At 54.0% G+C, this 21452-nt stretch carries 20 protein-coding genes and 1 tRNA gene; 17 read left to right on the top strand and 4 right to left on the bottom strand.

Annotation, left to right across the window (positions count from 1 at the left end; translation table 11 throughout):
• Positions 1–7 precede the first annotated feature (7 nt).
• From ribH to ACP5OT_RS14275, 3 genes are all read left to right on the top strand, one after another.
• Positions 8–505 (top strand): 6,7-dimethyl-8-ribityllumazine synthase, encoded by a 498-nt coding sequence (gene ribH, locus ACP5OT_RS14285; RefSeq protein ID WP_424675802.1) that lies wholly within the window; start codon positions 8–10, stop codon positions 503–505.
• A gap of 136 nt (positions 506–641) precedes the next feature.
• Complete coding sequence (gene carA / locus ACP5OT_RS14280) at positions 642–1766, top strand: glutamine-hydrolyzing carbamoyl-phosphate synthase small subunit (RefSeq protein ID WP_424675803.1); 1125 nt, start codon at positions 642–644, stop codon at positions 1764–1766.
• A 364-nt stretch (positions 1767–2130) separates the two neighbouring features.
• Positions 2131–2844, top strand: coding sequence for a hypothetical protein (locus ACP5OT_RS14275; RefSeq protein WP_424675804.1), 714 nt, complete (start codon positions 2131–2133; stop codon positions 2842–2844).
• A gap of 89 nt (positions 2845–2933) precedes the next feature.
• On the opposite strand, the gene menC is transcribed toward ACP5OT_RS14275, so the two are convergent.
• From menC to ACP5OT_RS14260, 3 genes are all read right to left on the bottom strand, one after another.
• Entirely contained in the window at positions 2934–4043 is a 1110-nt protein-coding gene (gene menC / locus ACP5OT_RS14270; protein WP_424675823.1) for an o-succinylbenzoate synthase, read from the bottom strand.
• Positions 4043–4756 carry an FKBP-type peptidyl-prolyl cis-trans isomerase gene (locus ACP5OT_RS14265; RefSeq protein WP_424675805.1) on the bottom strand — a complete coding sequence of 238 codons (714 nt, stop codon included), beginning with the start codon at positions 4754–4756 and terminating at the stop codon, positions 4043–4045. The genes menC and ACP5OT_RS14265 overlap by 1 nt, the downstream gene beginning before the upstream one ends.
• 115 nt (positions 4757–4871) lie before the next feature.
• Positions 4872–5849 (bottom strand): glutaminyl-peptide cyclotransferase, encoded by a 978-nt coding sequence (locus tag ACP5OT_RS14260; protein ID WP_428132501.1) that lies wholly within the window; start codon positions 5847–5849, stop codon positions 4872–4874.
• Between the two features lie 278 nt (positions 5850–6127).
• Here ACP5OT_RS14260 and ACP5OT_RS14255 point away from each other — a divergent pair, with 278 nt between their 5' ends.
• From ACP5OT_RS14255 to ACP5OT_RS14220, 8 genes are all read left to right on the top strand, one after another.
• Positions 6128–6592 (top strand): CBS domain-containing protein, encoded by a 465-nt coding sequence (locus ACP5OT_RS14255; RefSeq protein ID WP_424675807.1) that lies wholly within the window; start codon positions 6128–6130, stop codon positions 6590–6592.
• A 362-nt stretch (positions 6593–6954) separates the two neighbouring features.
• The gene (locus ACP5OT_RS14250; protein WP_428132499.1) at positions 6955–8916 is read left to right on the top strand and encodes a PAS domain S-box protein; all 1962 of its coding nucleotides are present in this window, start codon (positions 6955–6957) and stop codon (positions 8914–8916) included.
• A 327-nt stretch (positions 8917–9243) separates the two neighbouring features.
• Positions 9244–10251 (top strand): CheR family methyltransferase, encoded by a 1008-nt coding sequence (locus tag ACP5OT_RS14245; protein WP_428132497.1) that lies wholly within the window; start codon positions 9244–9246, stop codon positions 10249–10251.
• A gap of 170 nt (positions 10252–10421) precedes the next feature.
• The gene (locus tag ACP5OT_RS14240; RefSeq protein WP_424675811.1) at positions 10422–10796 is read left to right on the top strand and encodes a 2Fe-2S iron-sulfur cluster-binding protein; all 375 of its coding nucleotides are present in this window, start codon (positions 10422–10424) and stop codon (positions 10794–10796) included.
• 118 nt (positions 10797–10914) lie between these two features.
• A complete protein-coding gene (locus ACP5OT_RS14235; RefSeq protein WP_424675812.1) occupies positions 10915–11484 on the top strand; it encodes a hypothetical protein in 570 nt (189 codons plus the stop codon).
• A 104-nt stretch (positions 11485–11588) separates the two neighbouring features.
• Positions 11589–12023 (top strand): c-type cytochrome, encoded by a 435-nt coding sequence (locus ACP5OT_RS14230; RefSeq protein WP_424675813.1) that lies wholly within the window; start codon positions 11589–11591, stop codon positions 12021–12023.
• A 66-nt stretch (positions 12024–12089) separates the two neighbouring features.
• Complete coding sequence (locus tag ACP5OT_RS14225) at positions 12090–12521, top strand: hypothetical protein (RefSeq protein WP_428132495.1); 432 nt, start codon at positions 12090–12092, stop codon at positions 12519–12521.
• Between the two features lie 194 nt (positions 12522–12715).
• Positions 12716–14140: a glutamine synthetase family protein gene (locus ACP5OT_RS14220; protein WP_424675815.1), complete on the top strand. Its 1425-nt coding sequence runs from the start codon at positions 12716–12718 to the stop codon at positions 14138–14140.
• A gap of 111 nt (positions 14141–14251) precedes the next feature.
• On the opposite strand, the gene ACP5OT_RS14215 is transcribed toward ACP5OT_RS14220, so the two are convergent.
• Positions 14252–15103 (bottom strand): UbiA family prenyltransferase, encoded by an 852-nt coding sequence (locus ACP5OT_RS14215; RefSeq protein WP_428132493.1) that lies wholly within the window; start codon positions 15101–15103, stop codon positions 14252–14254.
• A gap of 399 nt (positions 15104–15502) precedes the next feature.
• Here ACP5OT_RS14215 and ACP5OT_RS14210 point away from each other — a divergent pair, with 399 nt between their 5' ends.
• From ACP5OT_RS14210 to hpt, 6 genes are all read left to right on the top strand, one after another.
• Positions 15503–16531 carry an STAS domain-containing protein gene (locus tag ACP5OT_RS14210; protein WP_428111027.1) on the top strand — a complete coding sequence of 343 codons (1029 nt, stop codon included), beginning with the start codon at positions 15503–15505 and terminating at the stop codon, positions 16529–16531.
• A gap of 67 nt (positions 16532–16598) precedes the next feature.
• Entirely contained in the window at positions 16599–17678 is a 1080-nt protein-coding gene (locus tag ACP5OT_RS14205; protein WP_424675818.1) for an STAS domain-containing protein, read from the top strand.
• A 44-nt stretch (positions 17679–17722) separates the two neighbouring features.
• Positions 17723–19264 (top strand): hypothetical protein, encoded by a 1542-nt coding sequence (locus tag ACP5OT_RS14200; RefSeq protein WP_428132491.1) that lies wholly within the window; start codon positions 17723–17725, stop codon positions 19262–19264.
• Positions 19265–19299: 35 nt separating this feature from the next.
• Positions 19300–19374, top strand: a tRNA-Met gene (locus ACP5OT_RS14195).
• Between the two features lie 14 nt (positions 19375–19388).
• Positions 19389–20849, top strand: coding sequence for a tRNA lysidine(34) synthetase TilS (gene tilS / locus ACP5OT_RS14190; RefSeq protein ID WP_428132489.1), 1461 nt, complete (start codon positions 19389–19391; stop codon positions 20847–20849).
• Positions 20850–20861: 12 nt separating this feature from the next.
• Positions 20862–21404 (top strand): hypoxanthine phosphoribosyltransferase, encoded by a 543-nt coding sequence (gene hpt / locus ACP5OT_RS14185; protein ID WP_424675821.1) that lies wholly within the window; start codon positions 20862–20864, stop codon positions 21402–21404.
• Positions 21405–21452: the final 48 nt, after the last annotated feature.

The raw sequence follows: 21452 nt of genomic DNA, 5'->3' as shown, positions 1-21452 counted from the left end.
GCGAGCAATGGGGCAAACCTTTGAAGGTCAACTGGTCGGCGCCGGTTTAGTCTGTGGGATTGTCATCTCGCGCTTCAACGATACGATTGGGCGTGAGCTGTTGCGTGGTGCAATCGATACTTTGACGCGGCACGGTGTTGCCACTGATGATATTGATATTGCGTGGGTGCCAGGTGCGTTTGAGATCCCGTTGGTCGCCAAACGCATGGCCGAGCGCAAACGTGCTGCCGATGATCGCCCGTATTACGACGCCATCATCTGCTTAGGGGTCGTGATTCGAGGAGCAACCAGCCATTTCGATTACGTCGCCGGGCAGGCGGCAAACGGCATTGCGTCCAGTGCCTTAGCCACCGGCGTACCGATCATTTTTGGGGTACTCACGACCGATACAATTGAACAAGCTATCGAGCGCGCCGGGACAAAAGCCGGTAATCGTGGGAGTGACGCCGCATTAGCCGCAATTGAAATGGCTACTCTGCTGCGGTCGTTTGCGTGGAACAGGTAGTATCGGTAGTTGACATAATAAAACTATCATCAGCGCGTCGGTTCTCCACCACCGGCGCGAACGCTTATGATACAATACCGCAAATGACTCGGCAGGCAATGGCTATTGGCCCAAGCCCCACCACGAGAACATGACAATGGATGCAATACTTGTGCTTGAAGATGGTCGTGTGTTTCCCGGTCGTTCGTTTGGTGCTCCCGGTGAGCGGATCGGTGAGGTGGTGTTTCACACCGGCATGACCGGCTACCAAGAGATTCTGACCGATCCTTCCTACTGTGGTCAACTTGTCACGATGACTGCGTCGCATATTGGAAATACCGGCGTCAACGATTTTGACCCTGAATCGATCCAGCCGCAAGTAGCGGGCTTTATCGTGCGCAGTTATAGCGAACACTATAGTTCGTGGCGGGCCAGAGGGAGCCTATCCCAATTGTTGCGTGACTACGGGATTGTCGCGATTAGCGAGGTCGATACACGGGCCTTGACGCGCCATATTCGTACTGCCGGTGCGATGCGCGGGATTATCTCAACCACCGGCGAGTCGATTGAAACCCTGTTAGCAAAGTGTCGAGCTGCACCACCGATGGAAGGCCAAGACCTAACGCAGGTGGTGACTTGTCCCGAACCGTACCATTGGACAACGAACAGCGAGCCGTTTACCCCGCCCTACCCCAACGGCCCCGCCAAAGAGCTTACGTACCATGTGGTGGCTTACGATTTTGGGATCAAGCGCACCATCTTACGGCGCTTAGTCGATCATGGTTGCCGGGTGACCGTCGTTCCGGCGACGACATCACCGGCTGAGGCGTTGGCGCTCCAACCTGATGGCATCTTCTTCTCAAACGGGCCGGGTGATCCGGCGGCGGCGACCTATGCGGTGGCGACGTTGCGCGCGTTGCTGGGTAAATTGCCGATCTTTGGTATCTGCCTCGGTCACCAACTGATGGGGCTGGCATTAGGTGGACGCACGTACAAGTTGCCGTTTGGTCATCACGGGGCGAACCATCCGGTACGCTATCTGCCAACGGGGCGGGTGGAGATTACCTCGCAAAATCACGGCTTTGCAGTTGATCCGGATTCGTTACCGGCAGGCGTTGAATTGACCCACATCAACCTGAACGATCAGACGTTGGAAGGGTTTAGCTATCCAGAACTGCATTGCTTCAGTGTACAGTATCACCCTGAAGCCGGGCCTGGTCCACACGATGCGACCTATCTCTTTGCCCAGTTTACCGCGATGATGGCTGCTGCGAAGCGGTAGGATGCACTCGATCTGCTGCTCGTCTTGCTCTAGACGAAGCGGGGGATACAGAATAACGGTTTCAATTCTCTAACCGAATTCCATGCTAGGCGGAGCTACCTGGTTGGCTGTGTGCCAACTTGCTCCTGTTCAAGCATGGATTTCTTGTTTTGATATGACAGACCGCTTTTTGTTCAGTTTTTTGTAATGGATGGTATCGAATATTGATATACAATAGTACGATATTGTGAAAGTAGACGGTTTAAGAGAAGTATCAATACGTATAAATTTTTCTCTCATCGTTGTAAAAGTACTAACTGTTACTAGGAATAAAGGGTGATTGTGACTTTCTTCTACGGCTCTCTATACTAGTTGGCATATCCATATGAGTAGTACAGGGGTTAGCGCCATGCTAAAAGGGATTATCCTCCTCGTGGAGCATGAGCCTGACCGCCGCAACCGCTTAACCCAGCTACTTAACCGATTGGATTGGGCAGTAGTGGCAGTCAGTGATGTTCGTTCAGCCTATGATGATGTGAACCAGATGGCGTTTGATTATCTGATTATCGATCGGATCAATGCCTCACTTCGCGATTACGCACTGATTGCCAGTCGAATCCCTCGTATTTTCAATAGTCACTGGCTTGATAACCACCACGATCAACTGGTCAAGCTTGTCCCGACATGTTCTGCCGAGCGGTTTTCGTGTCTGTGGCAGCGGTCGACGAAACCTGCACACATCTCCCCCGACATCGCAACGAAACCCTCCCCTCATCCTCAAGCGCTGGTCGTAGATACATCGTCGTGGCCAACCTTGATGGTAAATGCAGCCGTAGCACGGGCCTTGTTCAACAATCGCGAGATTCCGCTTAATCAATGCGAGCTTGAAGTTATTCACTATCTGTCGCAATTACCGAGTCAGATAGCTTCGTTTGAGTCATTGGCCGATCTGATTTACAAGCGAAAAATGCAATATTGTGAAGCACGTGAACTGGTGAAAGCCCGACTCGCTCGATTGCGCCGGAAGCTGCCTGGCATTATTCAGCCGGTGCGTGGGTATGGGTTTTTGCTCGGAGCACGGTTACTATCTGAACAGTAACGACGGTGTCGGTGCTATAAGCAGAAGAGGTAGATGTAACATCTACCTCTTCATTCAGTAACCGCTCGTAGGTAGTCGGCTGCGTCAGATTAGATCCGTAACATTACGTAATCGATAGTTACCGCTTGTAATCGTTCGAGATCGACTTCAGCTCCGTTACCCGGCCCGGTTGGCACCGTGAGGGTGCTGTCGGGATTAAGGGTAAAGGGGTTGGTAACAATGTCTTGGTGGAAGTAGCGGTCGTTGGCGCTGATGTCACCGGGCAAGCTGAAGTTGGGTAGACTGGCCAAGCCAACGTTAGCGGCGCGTCCGATCCCGGTTTCCAGCATACCACCACACCAGACCGGAATACCGGCAGCTTGGGCCAGATCGTGGATTTGGCGCGCCGCGTGAAGCCCACCGACCCGTGACGGTTTGATGTTAATCACTCCGCAAGCGCGTAACTCGATAGCCCAACGCGCATGAGCGGGTGATACGATACTCTCGTCAAGACAGATAGGGGTACGCAGTTGACGTTGCAGTTTCGCGTGATCGATGATGTCGTCGTGAGCGAGCGGTTGCTCGATCAGCAGCAGATCAAACTCATCGAGTTTGGCAAGTTGGGCAGCCTGATCAAGGGTGTAAATGCTGTTGGCATCGACCTGTAGGCGTAAATCCGGCCAACGCTCGCGCACAGCACGGGTTGGTTCAACGTCCCAGCCTGGTTTAATCTTTAGTTTCACCCGTTGATAACCTGCACTGACGTACCCTTCAACCACTTCAAGAAGTGCTTCGATGGAAGGTTGTACACCAACGCTCACGCCAACCTCGACGCGCTGCCGAGTACCACCGAGCATCGCACTCAGACTCTGCCTACTTGCCCGTCCGAACAAATCCCAAGCAGCGAATTCAAGCCCAGCCCGTGCCATACGATTGCCGCGGACACGGGCGAATATCGTATCGACCTCCTCAGGGTAGCTGAGATCACGGCCGAGAAGCAGTGGGGCCAAAATCTCACGCATCATCACCCACGCCGTTGTCTGCGTCTCTTCATTGTACCATGGTCCAGCACCGACCGGGGCTTCGCCCCAGCCAACTGCCCCTTCGCTATGCAACGTAACGATCACCGAGTGATTCGCCTCTTCGCGCCAGCCGCTCGTCTCGAACGGTGACCGGTATGGTAGCCGGATCCGGCGCAGTTCAATCGCTTCGATCCGCATCAAACAACCTCCAGCAACTCCACTTCAAAGATCAGGGTCGCTCCCGGTGGTATGACATCACCGGCGCCACGATTACCGTAGGCCAGCGCTGCCGGAATGATCAACTGACGTCGTCCGCCAACCCGCATTCCGGCGACACCCTCATCCCAGCCTCGTATGACCCGTCCGGCGCCAAGCGGGAAGATAAACGGTTCACCACGGAGGAGGGAACTGTCGAACATACTGCCGTCGGTCAACCAACCGGTGTAGTGAACGGTGACGGTATGGCCAGCTTTGGCCACGGTACCATCGCCTACGGTCAGATCGACAAACTTGAGACCGCTGGGATTGGTGGTATAGCGGTCGGCCGGCAAGTCTTGTGGTGCTTCCGGTGGTCCGGGTAAAATCTCAACCAACTCGACATCGAACGTCAAGGTAGCGTTCGGCGGGATCACCGGTGGATAGCCGAGTTCTCCGTAAGCCAGATGGGGTGGAATGATAAGCCGCGCCTTACCGCCTACTCGCATCATCCCGATTCCCTCATCCCAACCCGGAATCACCATACCGACACCAAGTGGAAAGCTGATCGGCTCACCGCGCTCATACGAACTATCGAATACCGAACCATCGGCGAGCATACCGCGGTAGTGGACTGAAACGATAGCGCCGGGTTGCGGCTGCTCGCCGTAGCCGGGCTGGACTTCAACATACTGTAGGCCGCTGGATGTGGTCATAAGAAACTCCTGTCTGATAAGCCTATGGTTAGGCGCAGATATTGTGTTTCCCAAAAAAGTATGCCGCTGAGTAGTGTAGTTGAGGCATACCTTTTGAAAAACGCCGGTAATTGTGCTACTGATCGTCACGGTTGGAGATCAGCGGCAGGTAAACTTGCTGATCAAGTGTGATCGCAAAGAGACGCGGCCAGTATTTCCCGGTGACGAAGATGTGTCTGCTGGCCGGATCATACGCGATCCCGTTCAGGACATCGGCGGTCGCCCGTTCTTGAGGTGACAATAGTCCACTCATATCGAGTACGCCCACAACGCGGCCATCGGTCGGATTGATCAGGACAATCTGATCGCTATACCAGACATTGGCAAAGATCAGACCGTCAATATACTCTAATTCGTTCAATCGGTCACGCGGCTGGTCACCAATCGTGACCGTGACTGTGCGAACAATGTTCAATTGCCCGGTGGCAACCGTCTGTTCGGGATCGATGAAATAGAGGGTGGCGGTGCCATCGCTCATGATCAAGTGGGTACCATCGTAGGTGAGGCCCCATCCTTCACGGGGCATCGTTGCCGGTGGGGTTGGATACGTGAATGTTCCAGTTCGTTCAAATGTTGCAGCATTGTAGATAAAACCGCGCCCGTTTTGCCATGTAAGCTGAAAAATTCGGTCACCAACTTGGGCAATGCCTTCGCCGTAGAGAGCTGGATCGCCAAGCGAGACGCTGCGGAGCACGTCACCGGTGACGAGATCAACTTCTCGTAGTGATGAATTGGCGTAATCGCCGGTTCCTTCGTAGAGCCGTCCTGGCCCGGCGACGATCAGGCCTTGCGTCCACGCCTGTGCATCGTGTGGGTAGGTCGCTACAATTCGATACGGGAGCGATGGTAGTGATTGTGGTGCAGGTAATGTCGGTGTCGTCTCGGCAGCACTGACAAGTGGTAAGGATACGATGATCGGGGTTGCAGTTGGCACCGGCGTCAGGGCAACGGATATGATGTTCGTTGGGGTGACGGTTGGACGACTCTGGGTCAGGCTATTGCACGCAATTAACCCCAGGAGTACGGTCAGTATCAATCCTCTTCGCCACTGCATTGCCCACCTCGTCTTTCGCCGGTAGCGGTATTGTACCACTTTCGCGAGTAATGGTGTGAGGACATAACTACTCCTTTGGGGCTGGTGCGCCTGTACGGGCTTTCGCGGCCTCAGGCATAGGATGTTGCTCACGCTGCCGTCCCGTGATGATGAGCCTGTGGTACAACCCGGTTGTCGGATAATCACTACAATCCTGCAACTTTTTACAGCGATCCTGCTAAGTTCCTGTTACGATCATAATAACCATAGCATGTTGTATGAGCGCAAGGAGGCGCATTATGACGAACAAATCTAAACCGGTTGTGCCGGCCGAGCAGGAGATTCGCTATTGGATGCGCACCCCAGCCATTACCGTGAATCTCGCGGCACCACTTAGCGAAGCCTTAGCCCTGATGCGCGAGCATGATATTCGCCGTTTGCCGGTGGTTGTTGATACCGGTGAATTGCGGGGCATCATTACCCAAGGCGATATTCGTGGTGCTGATGTGATGCGGGTTGCCGGGTTGGATCCGGTCGATATTGCGCAGGCATTGCGTAATGTTAAGGTGTATGAAGTGATGACCGACAATCCGATTGCAGTGACGCCGGAGACCGGTTTGCGCGAAGCGGCGCTGTTGATGATCGAGAACAAGATCGGTGGCTTACCGGTCATTGATGAGCACAAACGGGTGATTGGAATTATCACCGAGAGCGATCTGTTCGAGGCGTTGGTACAGCAGCTTGAGTCACACCCCCATTTCTAGGCGTATCTATGCTCGGTAGATGGCTTGGGAATGCTGATGGCACCCCGATAAGCGAGAACGTTGCGCCCGCTTATCGGGGATGCCTATCGTTGGTGTCACTTCATCGTAAGCGAGGCTGATTGTCGGAGCTCATCTGTGTTGTTTTTGTAGTTCACACCGGTTTTCCCAGAAAAACTTTCCGATTGACCGACACTACCTTCTCTACATGCTCGCTACTCTTGTTTCCACCGCACCAGCCTATGTGCCACTACCTTCCCTTAGCTTGTACAACGGTTTAATAATCTGAACTTAATATTCGCTTCATAGTTTTAGGTTATAATTATTTATGAAAGTTGTTCAACTGTGCGTTAGAGAGGCAACTAATGCATCCCGATCCCTCATCGATGTCCGGCAGTAGTCAGCTTTCCGAGCACCTGCTCGCGACGATGGAACGTGCATCACTCCTCGTTACTGAAGCTGATGCACAAGGTGTGATCACCTTCGTTAACCCGACGGCCCAACGCTTTTTCGGATATGATCCTGCCGAATGTATCGGCAAAACGGTGCTCGAATTGACTCATCCTGATGACCGTGATCGTTTGCAGCAAGCAGTGATCGAGTGGGTGCGGGATGGTCGGCGCGCAGCTGAGATTGAGAGCCGGATACTGCATCGCGATGGCTCGGTGTTTCATTTCCTGTGGTCAGTAGTGCTCCACTATAACGAGCAAGGGACTATTATCAGTTTTACCTCGATTGGGCACGATATATCGGCCCTACACCATCTGCGTAGCGAGCTGTACGAGAAGCGCGAGATGTTGTATACGGTCATCGATCATTTACCGCTCGGTGTGTTTTGGAAGGATAAAGAATCGCGCTTTCTTGGCTGCAACCGACGTGTTCTAGAAGATGCGGGTCTGAGCAGCTTTAAAGACATTATCGGCAAGACCGACTTTGAGTTGCCGTGGCGTCGACAAGCAGCCCACTATCAGTACAGTGACCGCGTGGTGATGGCCTCTGGTCCGCAGACGAATATTGAAGAGTCTCTCATCCGCGGTGACGGGACGCAAATCTGGATCCGCACGACTAAGCTACCCTTGCGTCGTCAGGGTGAGGTGATCGGTGTACTCGGGTTTTATGAAGATATTACTGAACAACGTCAACAAACCGAATATCTGCGCACACTCCGGTTGCTGATGGAAAATGCTCCCGACGGGATTGGTATCGTTGATCCGGACTTGCAGTTGACCTACACCAACTCTGCTTTTCTTGAGCTGCTCGGTTATGAGCAATTGGTCGGCATAGCGTGGCCCAATCTGGTTTACCCGGATGATCGAGAAAACCTTACCTCTATGGTACGACAGGCGACAACCGAGGCGGCTGCGCACGGTACCTTGCGCTACCTCCGCAGCGATGGTTCACTCTTGACGGTGCAAGTAGCGCTTCCGGTGTTACGCGACCGTACCGACAAACTGATGGGTTTTGGTATCATCAATCACGATCTGACCGAGCAACTCGAAGCGGTGGCCCGTTTGCAGGCGAGCGAACAGCAGCAGCGAGCGTTGTTGCAAGCTTTGCCCGATCTGATGTTTCTGCTCAGTCGCGACGGGATATTTTTGCAGTACAAAGCCGATAGCAGTGATGAACTAGCTGCGCCGCCAGAAGTCTTTCTCCATCGCCGTTTTGACGAAGTATTACCACCCGTACTCGCTGAGCTGACGCGACACCATCTTAAGATCGTGAATCAAACCGGTCAGCCGCAGCGCTACGAATATCAATTGGAGATAGGTGGCGAGTTGCGCGATTATGAAGCGCGTATGCACCCAAGTGGCGAGAATGTGCTGGTGCTGGTACGTGATATAACCGAGCAGCGTCGCGCCGAACGCGAGCGGCAGACGTTGGTATTGCAAGAGCAGATTATTCAAGCCCAACATGCGGTGCTGCGTGAGTTGAGCACACCGCTGCTGCCGATTGCCAATGGTGTGGTCGTGATACCGCTGATCGGAACCATTGACTCATCACGCGCGCAGCAGGTGATGGAAACCTTACTCGATGGAGTTAATCGGTATCATGCAACGGTAGCCATCATTGATATTACCGGCGTGAGGGTCGTTGATACGCAAGTTGCCGGTGCTCTGATCCGAACTGCACAGGCGGCGTCCTTGTTAGGTGCGCAGGTGGTGTTGAGTGGGATTAACCCGGAGATTGCGCAGACGTTAGTGCAGCTTGGTATCGATCTCACCGGTATCGTAACCAAGGCGACGTTGCAGGATGGTATTGCGTATGCCTTGAGCAGGCAGCAGTCACGCATCAGACCTGCTTCGACGATCATGAAGATGGCACGGTAGGGTCTGTCATAGCTACTCTCTGTTGGCTGAGCTGTAAACACGTTGTGCTGCTATCAGACAATCGCTTTTGGTTAGCGGAGTAGTGGTTGTCGGTACAAAAAGATGTCGTCCGGTAGACGACGGTACGGTTGGTGCGGCGAGTGGTCACAGGAGGCAAAAACGGACGGATTCCTATTCTTAACTTAAGGTTGCTTGAATATCGGTAGCGGCGCAATTACTCGATCTCCTTGAGCATTCACCGGTGGCGTGGAATGAGTTGGTGAATGAGCTAACGATTGGGAGACGTACTTTTTTCGCAATGCTGCTCAGTTTGCTGCCCTACGCGATGTGATCGTACCAGATTTGCTTCAGCGTCGTCATCTGATTCGTTATCTGCGGGTGTGGAGTGCCGGCTGTGCAACCGGCGAAGAACCGTATTCGTTGGCGATTGCGCTGCGTGAAGCGTTACCAACCGATCCGCCATGGCAGTTCAACATCCTCGCTACCGATATTAATCGGCGTTTTCTCGAACGGGTACGTGAAGCTGTGTACGGGAATTGGTCGTTTCGCGAAATGCCGCCCGCTGTGCGGGATCGCTACTTCATTCCTGAAAACGGTCGTTGGCGTTTGCATGATGAGGTGAAACATGATGTGATCTTCGCCCAACTGAATCTGGTCGAACCGACCTACCCTTCACCACAGTTAGGAATTCTTGCATTTGACTTGATTTTTTGTCGTAATGTTCTGATCTATTTCGATGATCGAACGATGCAACAGATCGTGCAACGGTTCTACGATGCCTTGACGCCCGGTGGTTGGCTCGTGGTCGATCATGCTGAGCCCCATATCGAACGGTTTCGCCAATTTGAAACGTATAACGCTCCGGGTACCGTGTTGTACCTCAAGCCGTTGCAGGCGCCTCCCTTTGTGATGCCTTCCACCAATTTCCCCGCTTTACCCTTACCACCTCCCCAATCTTCACCGGTGCTCACCGTGCAACTGTCAGCACAGGCGCCGGTACCGGCACCAACACCATCGCCGGAAGAACGTCTCCGCCAGGCGCGAGTGGCAGCAGATCATGGTGATTGGAACGCGGCCCAAACCTATGTTCAACAGGTGTTGGAAATCAATCCGCTCTATGCGCCGGCGTATTACCTCCTTGCCCAGATTGCCGAACATCATGGCCGTTTGGAAGAGGCTTTGGCTAATTATCGGTGTAGCCTCTATCTCGACTCGCATTTTGTCATAGGGCTGATTGAGATGGCAGGCGTAGCGATACGCCTCAACCAGATGGACACCGTCCGTCACTCGCTCAAACAAGCTCAGCCGGTTGCTAGCGCAATGTGCGAACGATGACGTTGTCGATCCGTTGAGTGGTGGTACAGCCGGCGATCTACGCAGCTATGTCGCGTTGCTGTGGCAGCAGGTCAACCGCTGAATCGTTTACCATTGACGACATTGTGCAAGGTGTGGTAGTTTGAATACGTACTCCTATTATTCTTTTCTGGGCATCCTACGGAGGACATATGCCGACTGTTACCGTTGGTGAACGCTCAATTACGGTTGAAGCAGGGACCCGTTTGGTATTGGCAATTGAACAAGCCGGTATTGCGATTGGTCACCGTTGTGGCGGTTATGCCCGCTGCACAACGTGTCGGGTGAAATTTGCCGAGGGCGAGCCAGACGTGATGACTGCGCCAGAATATGCCAAGTTGAAAGAGCGTGGTCTACTAGGCGAATATCGGCTAGCGTGCCAGATCGTGTGCGATCACGATATGGTGATTGCCGAGGTACCGTTTACCCTTGAAAGTCAAGGCTGGACGGACACCGGCCCGACTCCTGAACCGACGGTAACTCCCGATCCGATGATGCATCCACGCGCCGAACTTGAATCGGCCTAGATGACCACGTTGCGCCGACAAGGGTAGACTTTGTCTTTGTCAACCTGCTGCGCTCCCTTCCCCACACCACAATGGATAAACCGCTTCACAGTTACACGCCCAGCTTGTCGGTGGAAAGTTGCAAAGCGGTTGCCAAGCCGGTACGATAACCACCAGCTTGGCAATTGTTCCTTACCATCCGTTTGCCCTGTATCCAAGTCTTGCCCGCCTCTTGCGCAGCTTCATCCTCTTGACAGGAGTTATCCTGCACGATACTATAAGTGTTGTGAAAAACGGCACAATCTTTTGTCATAGCCGGCTTAGCCGGCAAGTTAATAGTTGTGGTCGGTGGATAGTACGTTTCCTCACTATCCTTGTCGCCCTTGAGCTAGGTGTACTCAGCCCGCTCAGTTGTGTATTGCACTGTCTCATCCACGATTGGTTACGGCAAGACGCAACCCAGAACTTCTTCCTCTGTGATGTGTCTCGTGGTGATGAGGGTGTGCAACCGATGCCTGATACACCGGCGCCGCTGGCCGGAATCCAGCCGCGTGCAGTCTACGAAATGTTGCCACCACTGCTGCTCGCGGTCCTATTCGTTGTGCCGTTGATAACCGTATTGCCGGGCATCCGCTTTCCTCTACCGGTTACCTTTTCACTTCCACCACCCACACCGCCACCTCGCCTTTACTCCTTGTGCTTGGCCTAGACGTTTGTCGACACAGGACGGTGAATCTGGGTCATTATCACCGAATCGTCCGACTACTTTACCATTGACCGGTCACGAGATTTTGATGCACAAGGAGTGGAGCGATGAACCGCACTATTGCGTGGACGTTTACTCTGCTGTTGATCGGGCTGTTGACCGCCTGTGGCGGTAACCAACAAACCTCCTCATCGATGTCGGTAGCCGAATTGCCGGCGGCGTTGGCCGATACGTCACTTTCATCGAAGGGTGATCCTAAGCACGGAAAGGAACTGTTTGGTCCCTGTGCGGCTTGTCATACCACTTCTAAAGAAGTGCTTGTCGGTCCCGGTTTAGCCGGTCTGTTTAGCGCCTCTGGGCCGGTGTTGCCGAAGGGTGTAGATTATAAGGGGATGTTGCCCAATGGCAAAGAGCGCAGCGAAGTGAATATTGCCGAGTGGATTCGTACCGGTGGCACCGGTCGGATCGGTTATATGCCCCCACATAATCTGACCGATCAGGAGATGGCTGATTTGATGGCGTATCTGCGCACCTTGAAATAACGCAGCGCACAGGTAGGTGGTAACAACGCCACCTGCCTTGCCTATCGGCAAGCGTGGAGAAAAACTATGCGCTCGTTGTTGTTCGGGTGTTTATGTTGTCTGACGAGTCTGGTTGTTGGTCTGGGGCTAGGTCACACCTGGCCATCGCTGCGTGAATCGGTTGCTACCCTAACTCGTCCCTACCGCGAACCGACCTTCATCATCCGCGAGTTGCTTGATGCGGTCGAGCACGATCCACAAACTGCCGTTGTCGCCTTTGCCGGCCATATGCAGCGACCGGCATCGCTTCATCTGCTACTGGCGGAATGGCAGCACGCGGATCACCCGCCAAGCTTTGTGTTAGGACCGTACCGTCGACCGACTGACTGGCCGATCTTCGGTATGGAGCTGGTGATTCCATTGCGGTTTGCCTGTCATCGTGGTCAGATTCGGTTAGATGTTGTGGTTGTGTTTACGCCGTTGGGCTGGCAGGTGTACGAGATTCGGTCGTCACAGTGAAGAGGTGGGAAGACCAACCTAACCATTGTTCGGTATGCTGCGCCGTTGCTTCCTGTATCACGGCAACGGCGCACGTATGTTTGGCACATAGCTTGCCGTAGGCTCGTCACGCAACAGCGTTAACAGAGAATGTTATGCTTCAGAGTATAATATGCTTCAATAATTGCACACTCCGCAGTGAAAAGGAAAAAACCATGAGCGAATTGCGCGACTTTCTCGAAATCCCCTACGAGCAATTAGAAGAGCTGAACTTAAGTGTGAAGCGTCAGCGCTTGGCGCGGGTCGCGCCGGATGTTATGCGCGAGGAACGGATGCGTTATCTAACCGACGAGCGTCGGATCAAAGCGGTCACGGTTTGCTTTACCGATCTCGAAGGTCGCCTGCACATGCTCGATTACGACAAGAAGTTTCTGTTATCCTCCGCCGATAATCTCACCTTTGACGGCTCATCGGTGCGGGGCTTTTCGGTGCAGGCCGAGTCGGATCTCCGTCTCGCCATCGACTGGTCGGCTTTTTATTGGCTTCCGGCCGACATCTTTGGGCCCGGTAAGGTGTTGGTGTTTGGGTATGTGCTGAACCAAGACGGGACCCCTTATGAAGCTGATATGCGAGGTCGGCTGCACCGGTATGTGAATGAACTGTATCAGCGCGATGGCTTGACGTGCAATGTTGCTACCGAGATCGAAGGCTTTCTTTTCAAAGGACGGAATGCTGAACAGCGCTACCGCGAGACTGGTGAATTTACGATGGTCAGCACCGGCGGCTATTATCACTCGCTGCCGGGCGATCCACTGCGCCAGTTCATCGATATGGCTGCCGAAGCACAGCGCGCGATGGGATTTGAGAACGAGAAGGATCACCCCGAAGTCGCACCCTCGCAGTTCGAGATGAACTATAGCTACACCGAGGCAACGATTGCTACCGATCAAATCCTCCTCTATAAGCTGATCTGCCGCCAAGTTGCCAGTAAACTCGATATGACAGCGAGTTTTCTGCCAAAACCGATTACCGGCGTGAACGGTAATGGGATGCATACCAACATCTCGCTGTCGCGGCAAGGGGTAAATCTGTTCTACGATGCCAACGGCCCCGAACGGCTCTCGGAACTGGCGTGGAGTTTCATTGACCGCATTCTCAATAGTGCGCAGGATCTGTGCCTCATTCTGAACTCGAGTGTGAATGCCTACCGGCGGCTTGATCCGCACTTTGAGGCACCCAACCAGATTAAAGTTTCACCGACCGACCGTGGCTCGATGATCCGAATCCCCATCGGAAATGCACGTTCAGCGCGGATCGAGGTACGTTCAATCGCGCCCGATGCCAATCCCTATTTGGCTATCTATGCCCTGCTGCGTACCGGTCTTGAAGGGCCGTTGCCCACAACCGATGTACGGAATAGTACAGCGCTATTGCCGGATAATATCTACGACGCGATTGCTAACTTCCGTCAAAGCGCCTTTATGGCCCAAATCATGGGTGAGAGCGTGCATGCCCGCTTTGCCGATCTGAAGACGACGGTAGCCGACCGCTGCCCGCGCCGGCTCGGTACCTTGATCAAGCGGGCTGAAGTCCAGTTTCACCATGAGGTGACGAATCAGTATTTGTGGAGCCGATTCTAATCGGTATATGCGCAAGGTAAGCCGAGGTACGCTCCAGCGTACCTCGGATCTGCATGGTGTAGAAGTCTGAATAATGTCTACCGTTGATCGATACAGACCTCTGATCAATCGTTACAGTACGACAATGGCAGCCGCGAGCAGGAAGCTGTACCAGTAAGTATACATTATATACGACACATGATCGGCGGCAGGTGTGCGAAAGAAGAGCACTCGCCCGGCGATGACCAAACAAATACCGGCCTGTATTCCATCAAGCAAGAGGGTACCGGTATTGAGACCGGCAGGTACGAACAAAGCGAAGTGGGTAAGTAAAGCAACACATCCGAATGCAATAGCGACAAAGATGCGCGTAAATGTTTCACCAAATACGATTGGCATCGTGCGGCGACCGTTCATTCGATCACCGTCAATATCGCGTAAATCTTGGAGTGAGGCATTCGAGAGCAGCGTAATGCTAGGTACCAGCAACCATACCCACGCTGCTGGCGTAATCGGTCGTACCATCTGCCAAGCTGCGGCCAATTGGGCAATCGCGCCAAAAACCATCGAGAGGTTCTTACCCCAATAGTGGCCCGCAAAACGTCCAAAATTGTGGAGGGTAAGCGTTATTTGCCAAAGGAGTGTCCATTCAAGCACACCTAAGTACCAACCTACCAGTGCGAAGAGGGCCATAAAGATAATCCAGCGGACCATCGCACCCTGACGTGAAACCAGTCCACTGATTAAGGGGCGATCTGGTTTGTTAAGACGATCCTCCGATTCGCCGGCCAATTGGTTGGAAATACAAAAACAGACGGAATAAAGCCAAAAGTACACTACTCCCCACCCGATAAGACCGGGTAAAGCAGCCCAGTTGGGTTGGCCTTGGTGCCATGCCGCTAAAGCGAATGCCACCCCCGGAATAACTGTCGCTGAAATATCGTAACGGGTGAAGCGCCAGTAGAGATGGATTTCATGCTTCAAAACGCGAAACCAGTTTGCGACGGGGATTGATCGTAGAGTAGTAGTGGAGAGATGCATGGGTTATTCTCCTGAAGTGCAATCCTACGACGATGTATCGTACATTATATATAAACCCCGCTCCATGTTCAAAATTAATGTTAGAACGACTCACATCGGTTCTCACGACACACCGTAGCATAATCGGTTATTTCGAAAGTTGGCCGGCTGATGCGAGAGCGAAAAAGATTACTGGTCTCACGACACACCATGGCATAATTGGTTATTTCGAAGTCTTTGACCACCCGTAGGTGCGTTTGCAAAATATAATTCACACGTGCCAGTCAAAATCGAGTGTAGTGTGGTATTGTTAAACGTATATGAGTGCGGGTGGTCGGTGTTATCCATACTTAGGAGGTGGTGATGAGTACGTCACAAGCGTTTCTTGATCGGTTCTATCGCCGCATCATCCGTAATATCGCGCTTAGCACTCTCATCATTGCTGCTGTTGCTATACTATTAACGCTGATCGTGTATGTACTTACAACACATCTCGTTATCGGTCTGGTTATTGTCGTTGCTCTGGTTACCGGTTTGGGTTGTCTGGCGACGTTATGGTTGTTAACTCACGAATGTCCCATCTGGCAAGTTATTCTTCCCTTTAGCTTGGCTGTCATCGTCAATGAGATGGTCATTGCCGTTTGGATGCCCGAATTGCGGCTGGCTGTTGCTCCGTTTCTGGCTGTCGTCATTTTGTTGGCCGGATTACATGGACGGCGTGCGTTTACGATTGGAGTGATGATCACATGCGCGCTCTTGATTGTAGCGATTGTTATCCTTGGGCCAACGACTGAACAACAATCGATTCCGCTCGAATTACTGCGCTTTTTACAGGCGAGTAGTCTAGCTGCCCTGATGATCGCGATTTGGGCCTTTCTCGATCAGATTGTTGTGGCCCAGGTGCAAGCTCTCGATCTTGCCGATCAACGTGCGGCTGAAGCTGAGGCTGCCCGACAGGTTGCTGAAACTGCCCGGTGTGAGATTGCACAGCGGGCGGAAGAACAGCAGCGTCTGCTCGAGTTGGTTGCTGCCCTCGAGTTGCCGGTGCTCAAGATTGACGATCAGGTATTGTTGGTTCCGCTCGTTGGTAATCTCGATAGCCGTCGGGCCGAACAGTTGCGCCGTCGCATTCTCGATTTGGTCGCTGAACAACGTGCTCATACCGTGATTATTGATATTACCGGCATTACCATCATTGATACTGCCGTCGCTAAGGCCCTGATCGATACGGCTGCTGCGATTCGCTTGCTGGGTGCACGCACTATTATCAGCGGCATTCGTCCTGCTGTGGCTCAGACACTCGTTCATCTCAATAGTGGTTTGACCGATATTACAACTGCTCCTAACCCCCAAATGGCGCTCATGCTGAGTCGTCGCTTGGCTACCATATGATTCTATCGTGTCTCCCAATCGGTTTTCTACGGTATATAATATCCCAACCATTTGGGAGGTTAAACTGATGATAAAATATCTTGCACCCCTCATCACTATGCAAGCTCGGACACCTGACGAACAGCGTCGTGGTCAGATTCTCGTTACGTTGTCGTTAGGTACTGTCGTGATTTTACTGACGATTGGGATCTTGCTGACACTCTTCCAACCAACCCCCGGTCGTTTTATCAATCTTGGTTTGGCTACTTTGGTCTTTGCCACCGCCGCATGGCTCGGTCGCAAGGGGTTTGTCACCGCCGGCTCATATGTTCTGATTGTGGTGAGCGGTATCGGTGCGCTGAGTGGGATGTTTCTCAATCCTAACTCGCCCTTTAATCTCTTCTACTTGCTGCTAAGCATCTTGCTCGCCAGCGTACTTCTGCGACCAAATCAGATCTGGGTTGTGCTCGGTTTGGCGCTCGCGGCTCTTGGTGGTGTTATCCTCAGCTTGCCATCTAGCCAGCGTGCCATAATTTCGCTTGATCTGGCCGCTGCTCATTTAACAGTCTTACTGACCGTCAGTGCGTTGATTACGTTCATCGGCGCGCGTAGTTTGGCAACAGCCCTCGAGGAGGCGCGTCAGCTACGTCAGCAAGCTGAAGCGGCTAATCGCCGGCTGGCCGAACTAAATGCCGATCTCGAGCGGCGGGTTATCGAACGCACTGCTGCCTTAGAGCGATTGACTGCCGAGCAGCAGGCGACGATGGCACAATTGCAAGCGGCACTCGCGGCTCAACAACAACTTAACCAGCAGATTATCAATCTCTCGGCGCCGATGATTCCGATTAACGATGAGACCCTGGTGACACCGATCATCGGTCAACTTGATCAAACGCGGATCCAGCAGTTGCTGCAAGCAGCCCTCACCGCCATTGAGCAGACGAATGCCCGCGTGCTGGTGATCGATGTGACCGGAGTGGCGATCATCGACTCCCACGCTGCCGCCGGTTTGCTTCAGGTTGCTCAAGCGGCACGTTTAATGGGAACGGTAACGGTTTTAGCCGGCGTTCGCCCCGAAGTCGCACAGACGCTTGTGAGTCTTGGCGCCGATCTCTCTGCGATTCGTACTGCGGCGACGTTGCAAGCAGCGTTGGCGATGCGTTCGTAGAGCGTCGACCGGCGATATGCGTTGGCAATATATGCGGGAGTGATATGCGTGATCTGAGCTTGCAGGCAGTACAGGTAGCAGAGGGATTGCAGTTCGTTGCCGGACCCGATGGAAAGCGTAGCTCGACCCAATCTAATCGGGCGATTATCAGGGCCGCGTTGAGTGGAATTGATGCACAGACGGTGGCAGCTCTTAACCAAGAACCCAACTGGCGCCGTGCCTATCCGCGGTATTTTCGCGCATTAACGGCGGCTACCATCACCGATCCGACGCAGGCATTGACTATTGCTACCGATGGGATCGCTGCGGCTTGGCAGCAGGTCGAGTGGGTGCGTGATGGTATGGCGATGCCGTTGATCGAGGCGATGCGGCATCCACGTCCGGCAACCCTCTTTACAGCAATGCTACGCGGTAGGGGGCCTGATACTATCGCCCCTTTTGCTATCCCTTATCGCGGCCAATGGCTTCATGGTGCAGCTCTGCACGCACAGATTGCCCATTGGGAAAGTACTGGGATTATCGAACCCGGTTGCGCTCGGGCCTTGATCGAGGTAATGGAACACCCAGAATGGCTCGATCTCTCCGACCGCACACTAGTCTTGCTCGGCGCCGGTTCGGAAGCCGGACCGTTGGCGGCGCTGGCCCGGTGGCGAGCTAATATCATTGCAGTCGATGTTCCCGATCCGCCTCGCTGGCAACGGATCATCGAGCTGGTTTCAGCCGGTAATGCAAAGCTATTTGTACCGGTTTCGCAACCGGTTTCCGCCGACGCTCCACCTGAACAGTGGCTTTCGATAGCCGGGGTTGATCTGCTCACCCACGCGCCGGAGGTTGCAGCATGGTTGCTGTCGTTGATGCGGCCACTCGATATTGCGACGCTTGCCTACCTCGACGGTGAGCGTCATGTACGTGTAGTTTTAGCGATGGATGTTATCGTTGCGACGGTGAGTGCGGCCTATCCCAATACAACGCTCATGACAATGGCTACCCCAACCGATGTCTTTGCCGTACCGGAAGCTACCGCGCTAGCAGCGATGGCCAATGCTGCTGCGGCCCGTCCACTTGGAAAGCTACCTGCCACGATCTTACGTGTCCTGAGTGCCGGGCAGTTGTTACAGCCGCATATCCGTGAACTGATCACCAGTATCAATGGCAAACGGTACGGGATTGTTGATTGTCTCTTTCTTGAACAAGGTCCCAACTACGCCCTTGCCAAGCGGATTCAGCAGTGGCGTGCCATCATCGCGCGGGCTAGCGGTCAGCGGGTTTCGATCAATGTCGCACCTTCCACGATGACACGCTCGGTGATCAAGAATCCTGCGCTGAGAGCCGGTTACAATGGTGCACACCTCTTCGGCGTCGAGATTTTCGCTCCTGAAACGACCGGTGCGTTGATGGCAGCGTTGTGGGTTCACGATCTACGCTGTCGCAACTGTTTTGCCGATCCTGGGGTGGCAATTGATCATCCACTCGAGTTGCTCTGTACACAAGCAAACCATGGCGGTCTGTGGCACAACGGTTTCTTGCCGCGTACCGCGCTCCCGCTGGCAGCGTTGGCTGGATTCATCCGACCGGCGAAACCTTGACTAATCGCCGGTTCAGTGGTACACTGTGGAGCTGTGCCGGGGTAGCTCAGCGGTAGAGCAAACGGCTCATAATCGTTAGGTCGCGGGTTCGAATCCCGCCTCCGGCACCAATAGCCGGTGAGCAATGCTCACCGGCTTTGCATTCCTTGCTTCCACAATAGGGATGTCGATGATCAACTACCTACGCCAGTTCTTACTCGCTGAAGGGGTCGGGAAGGCTACTGCTCGCTTGCTGGTCGCTGTCTCTGGGGGTAGCGATTCGCTCGCCCTGCTGCATATGCTCACTACCCTACAAGCCGAGGGTGGTCCTGTTCCGATTGTGGCCCATCTCGATCATGGCCTGCGCGGGGCCGAATCGGCAGCAGATGCGGCGTTTGTCGCCTCGCTCGCGGCTGAATGGGGCTTGCGCGCAGTTATTGAGCAGGCGCACTTACCACTCGGTACGACTTCAGCCACTGCGCGGATGGTTCGCTATACCTTCCTTGCGCGAACTGCCATCGCCGAGGGTGTTGATGCTGTCCTGGTTGCGCATCAGGCCGATGATCAAGCAGAGACGGTGCTGATGCATCTTCTGCGTGGTGCCGGGCCGGTTGGATTACGCGGGATGCGTGAGCGGGTTGTGTGGTCGGAATGGGCTGCGCCGGCGATTGCTGCCGGCGTAGTACCCTCTTCTGGGCCGCCACTGCTCCGTCCATTGCTGACGATTCGCCGCACGACGCTGGCCGACTACTGTAAGCTGCACGCCCTGACCCCACGCGACGATCCGACCAACCGTAATCTCCACTATCTACGTGCTCGCATCCGTCATCAGCTTCTACCACAACTTGCTACCGAAAACCCACAAATCTACGCTGCGCTGAACCGCACCGCTCGTATTTGTGCCGAAGATTACGATTACATCCAGCAGATGCTCGCAGTGCAGTGGCCGACGCTGATCGCCGAACGGCGGCGCGGACTCATTGCCTTCGACCGCGCCGCGCTGCGGGTACTGCATCCGGCATTACAGCGCTATGCGCTTCGACGCGCAATCGCCGAACTCGGCGCAGAAGAACCAAGCTTGGCCCAGATCAACGCTGCCCTACAGATGCTCAAAGGGCAGGCAGGTCGGCAGATGCGGCTGACGCCACAACTCGTTCTAACCTGCGATCAATTGACAGTGACCGTTGCCTTGCCTGATGCTGAACCGCCACTAGCACCTCAAGTCTATGAACCGATGTTGTTACCGACAAGCGGCAAGGTTTTTCTGCCTAACGGGTGGTATTGCGTGGTGCAGGTCGATCCGCCAACGATGCCGGACCATTGGTGGTTGCCACTCGCCCATCCACCCGTTGGTCCGCTCACCCTTCGTTCGCGTCGTCCCGGCGACCGGATGCGTCCGGCAGGTGCCCCCGGTAGTCGTCGCTTGCAGGATATCTTCGTTGACCTCCATCTACCGCGCGTGCTGCGCGATCATTGGCCGGTGCTGGTAGACGCGACCGATCGGATCTTGTGGTTAGTCGGATTGCGGGTCGCGACCGGTGTTGCCGCAGCCGACCCGAATCAGGCTACAATGTGGATCGGAATGGTTGGCCCCAAACGTAACTGACCAGGAGTAAGTATGCGCCAAGATATTGACTATATCTTAATTAGCGAAGAGCAGATCAAACAGCGCGTTGCCGAACTTGGTACCGCTATCACCAACGACTATCGTGCAATCGGTGATCTGTTGCTGGTTGGGGTCCTGAAGGGATGCGCGATGTTTATGGTCGATCTCGCTCGAGCCATCGATCTTCCCCTTGCGATAGATTTTATCGCCGTCGCCAGTTATGGGGCCAGTACCGAGTCATCAGGTGTGGTGCGTCTGATGAAAGATCTCGACACCGACATCTCGCACCGCCATGTGCTAATCGTCGAAGATATTATCGACAGTGGATTGACCCTGGCGTACCTGCGTGCCCAATTGTTGCGCCGCAACCCGGCTAGTTTACGCATCTGCACCCTGCTCAACAAGCCCGAACGTCGCACTGCTGACGTGCCGGTTGATTATGTCGGTTTTGATATTCCCAATGCGTTTGTTGTCGGCTATGGCCTCGACTATGCCGAGCGCTACCGCAATCTGCCGTTTATCGGTGTCCTCCGCCCTGAAGTCTACCTATCGTAAACCGCCGCAAACTGTAGCGCCGAACGGCTACGGCTCCTGTCGTAAAGC

The organism is Chloroflexus sp. (genome assembly GCF_049970315.1).
Classification (GTDB): domain Bacteria; phylum Chloroflexota; class Chloroflexia; order Chloroflexales; family Chloroflexaceae; genus Chloroflexus.
Note: the sequence above shows the minus strand (reverse complement) of the source record. Positions and strands in the feature narration are given on the sequence as shown.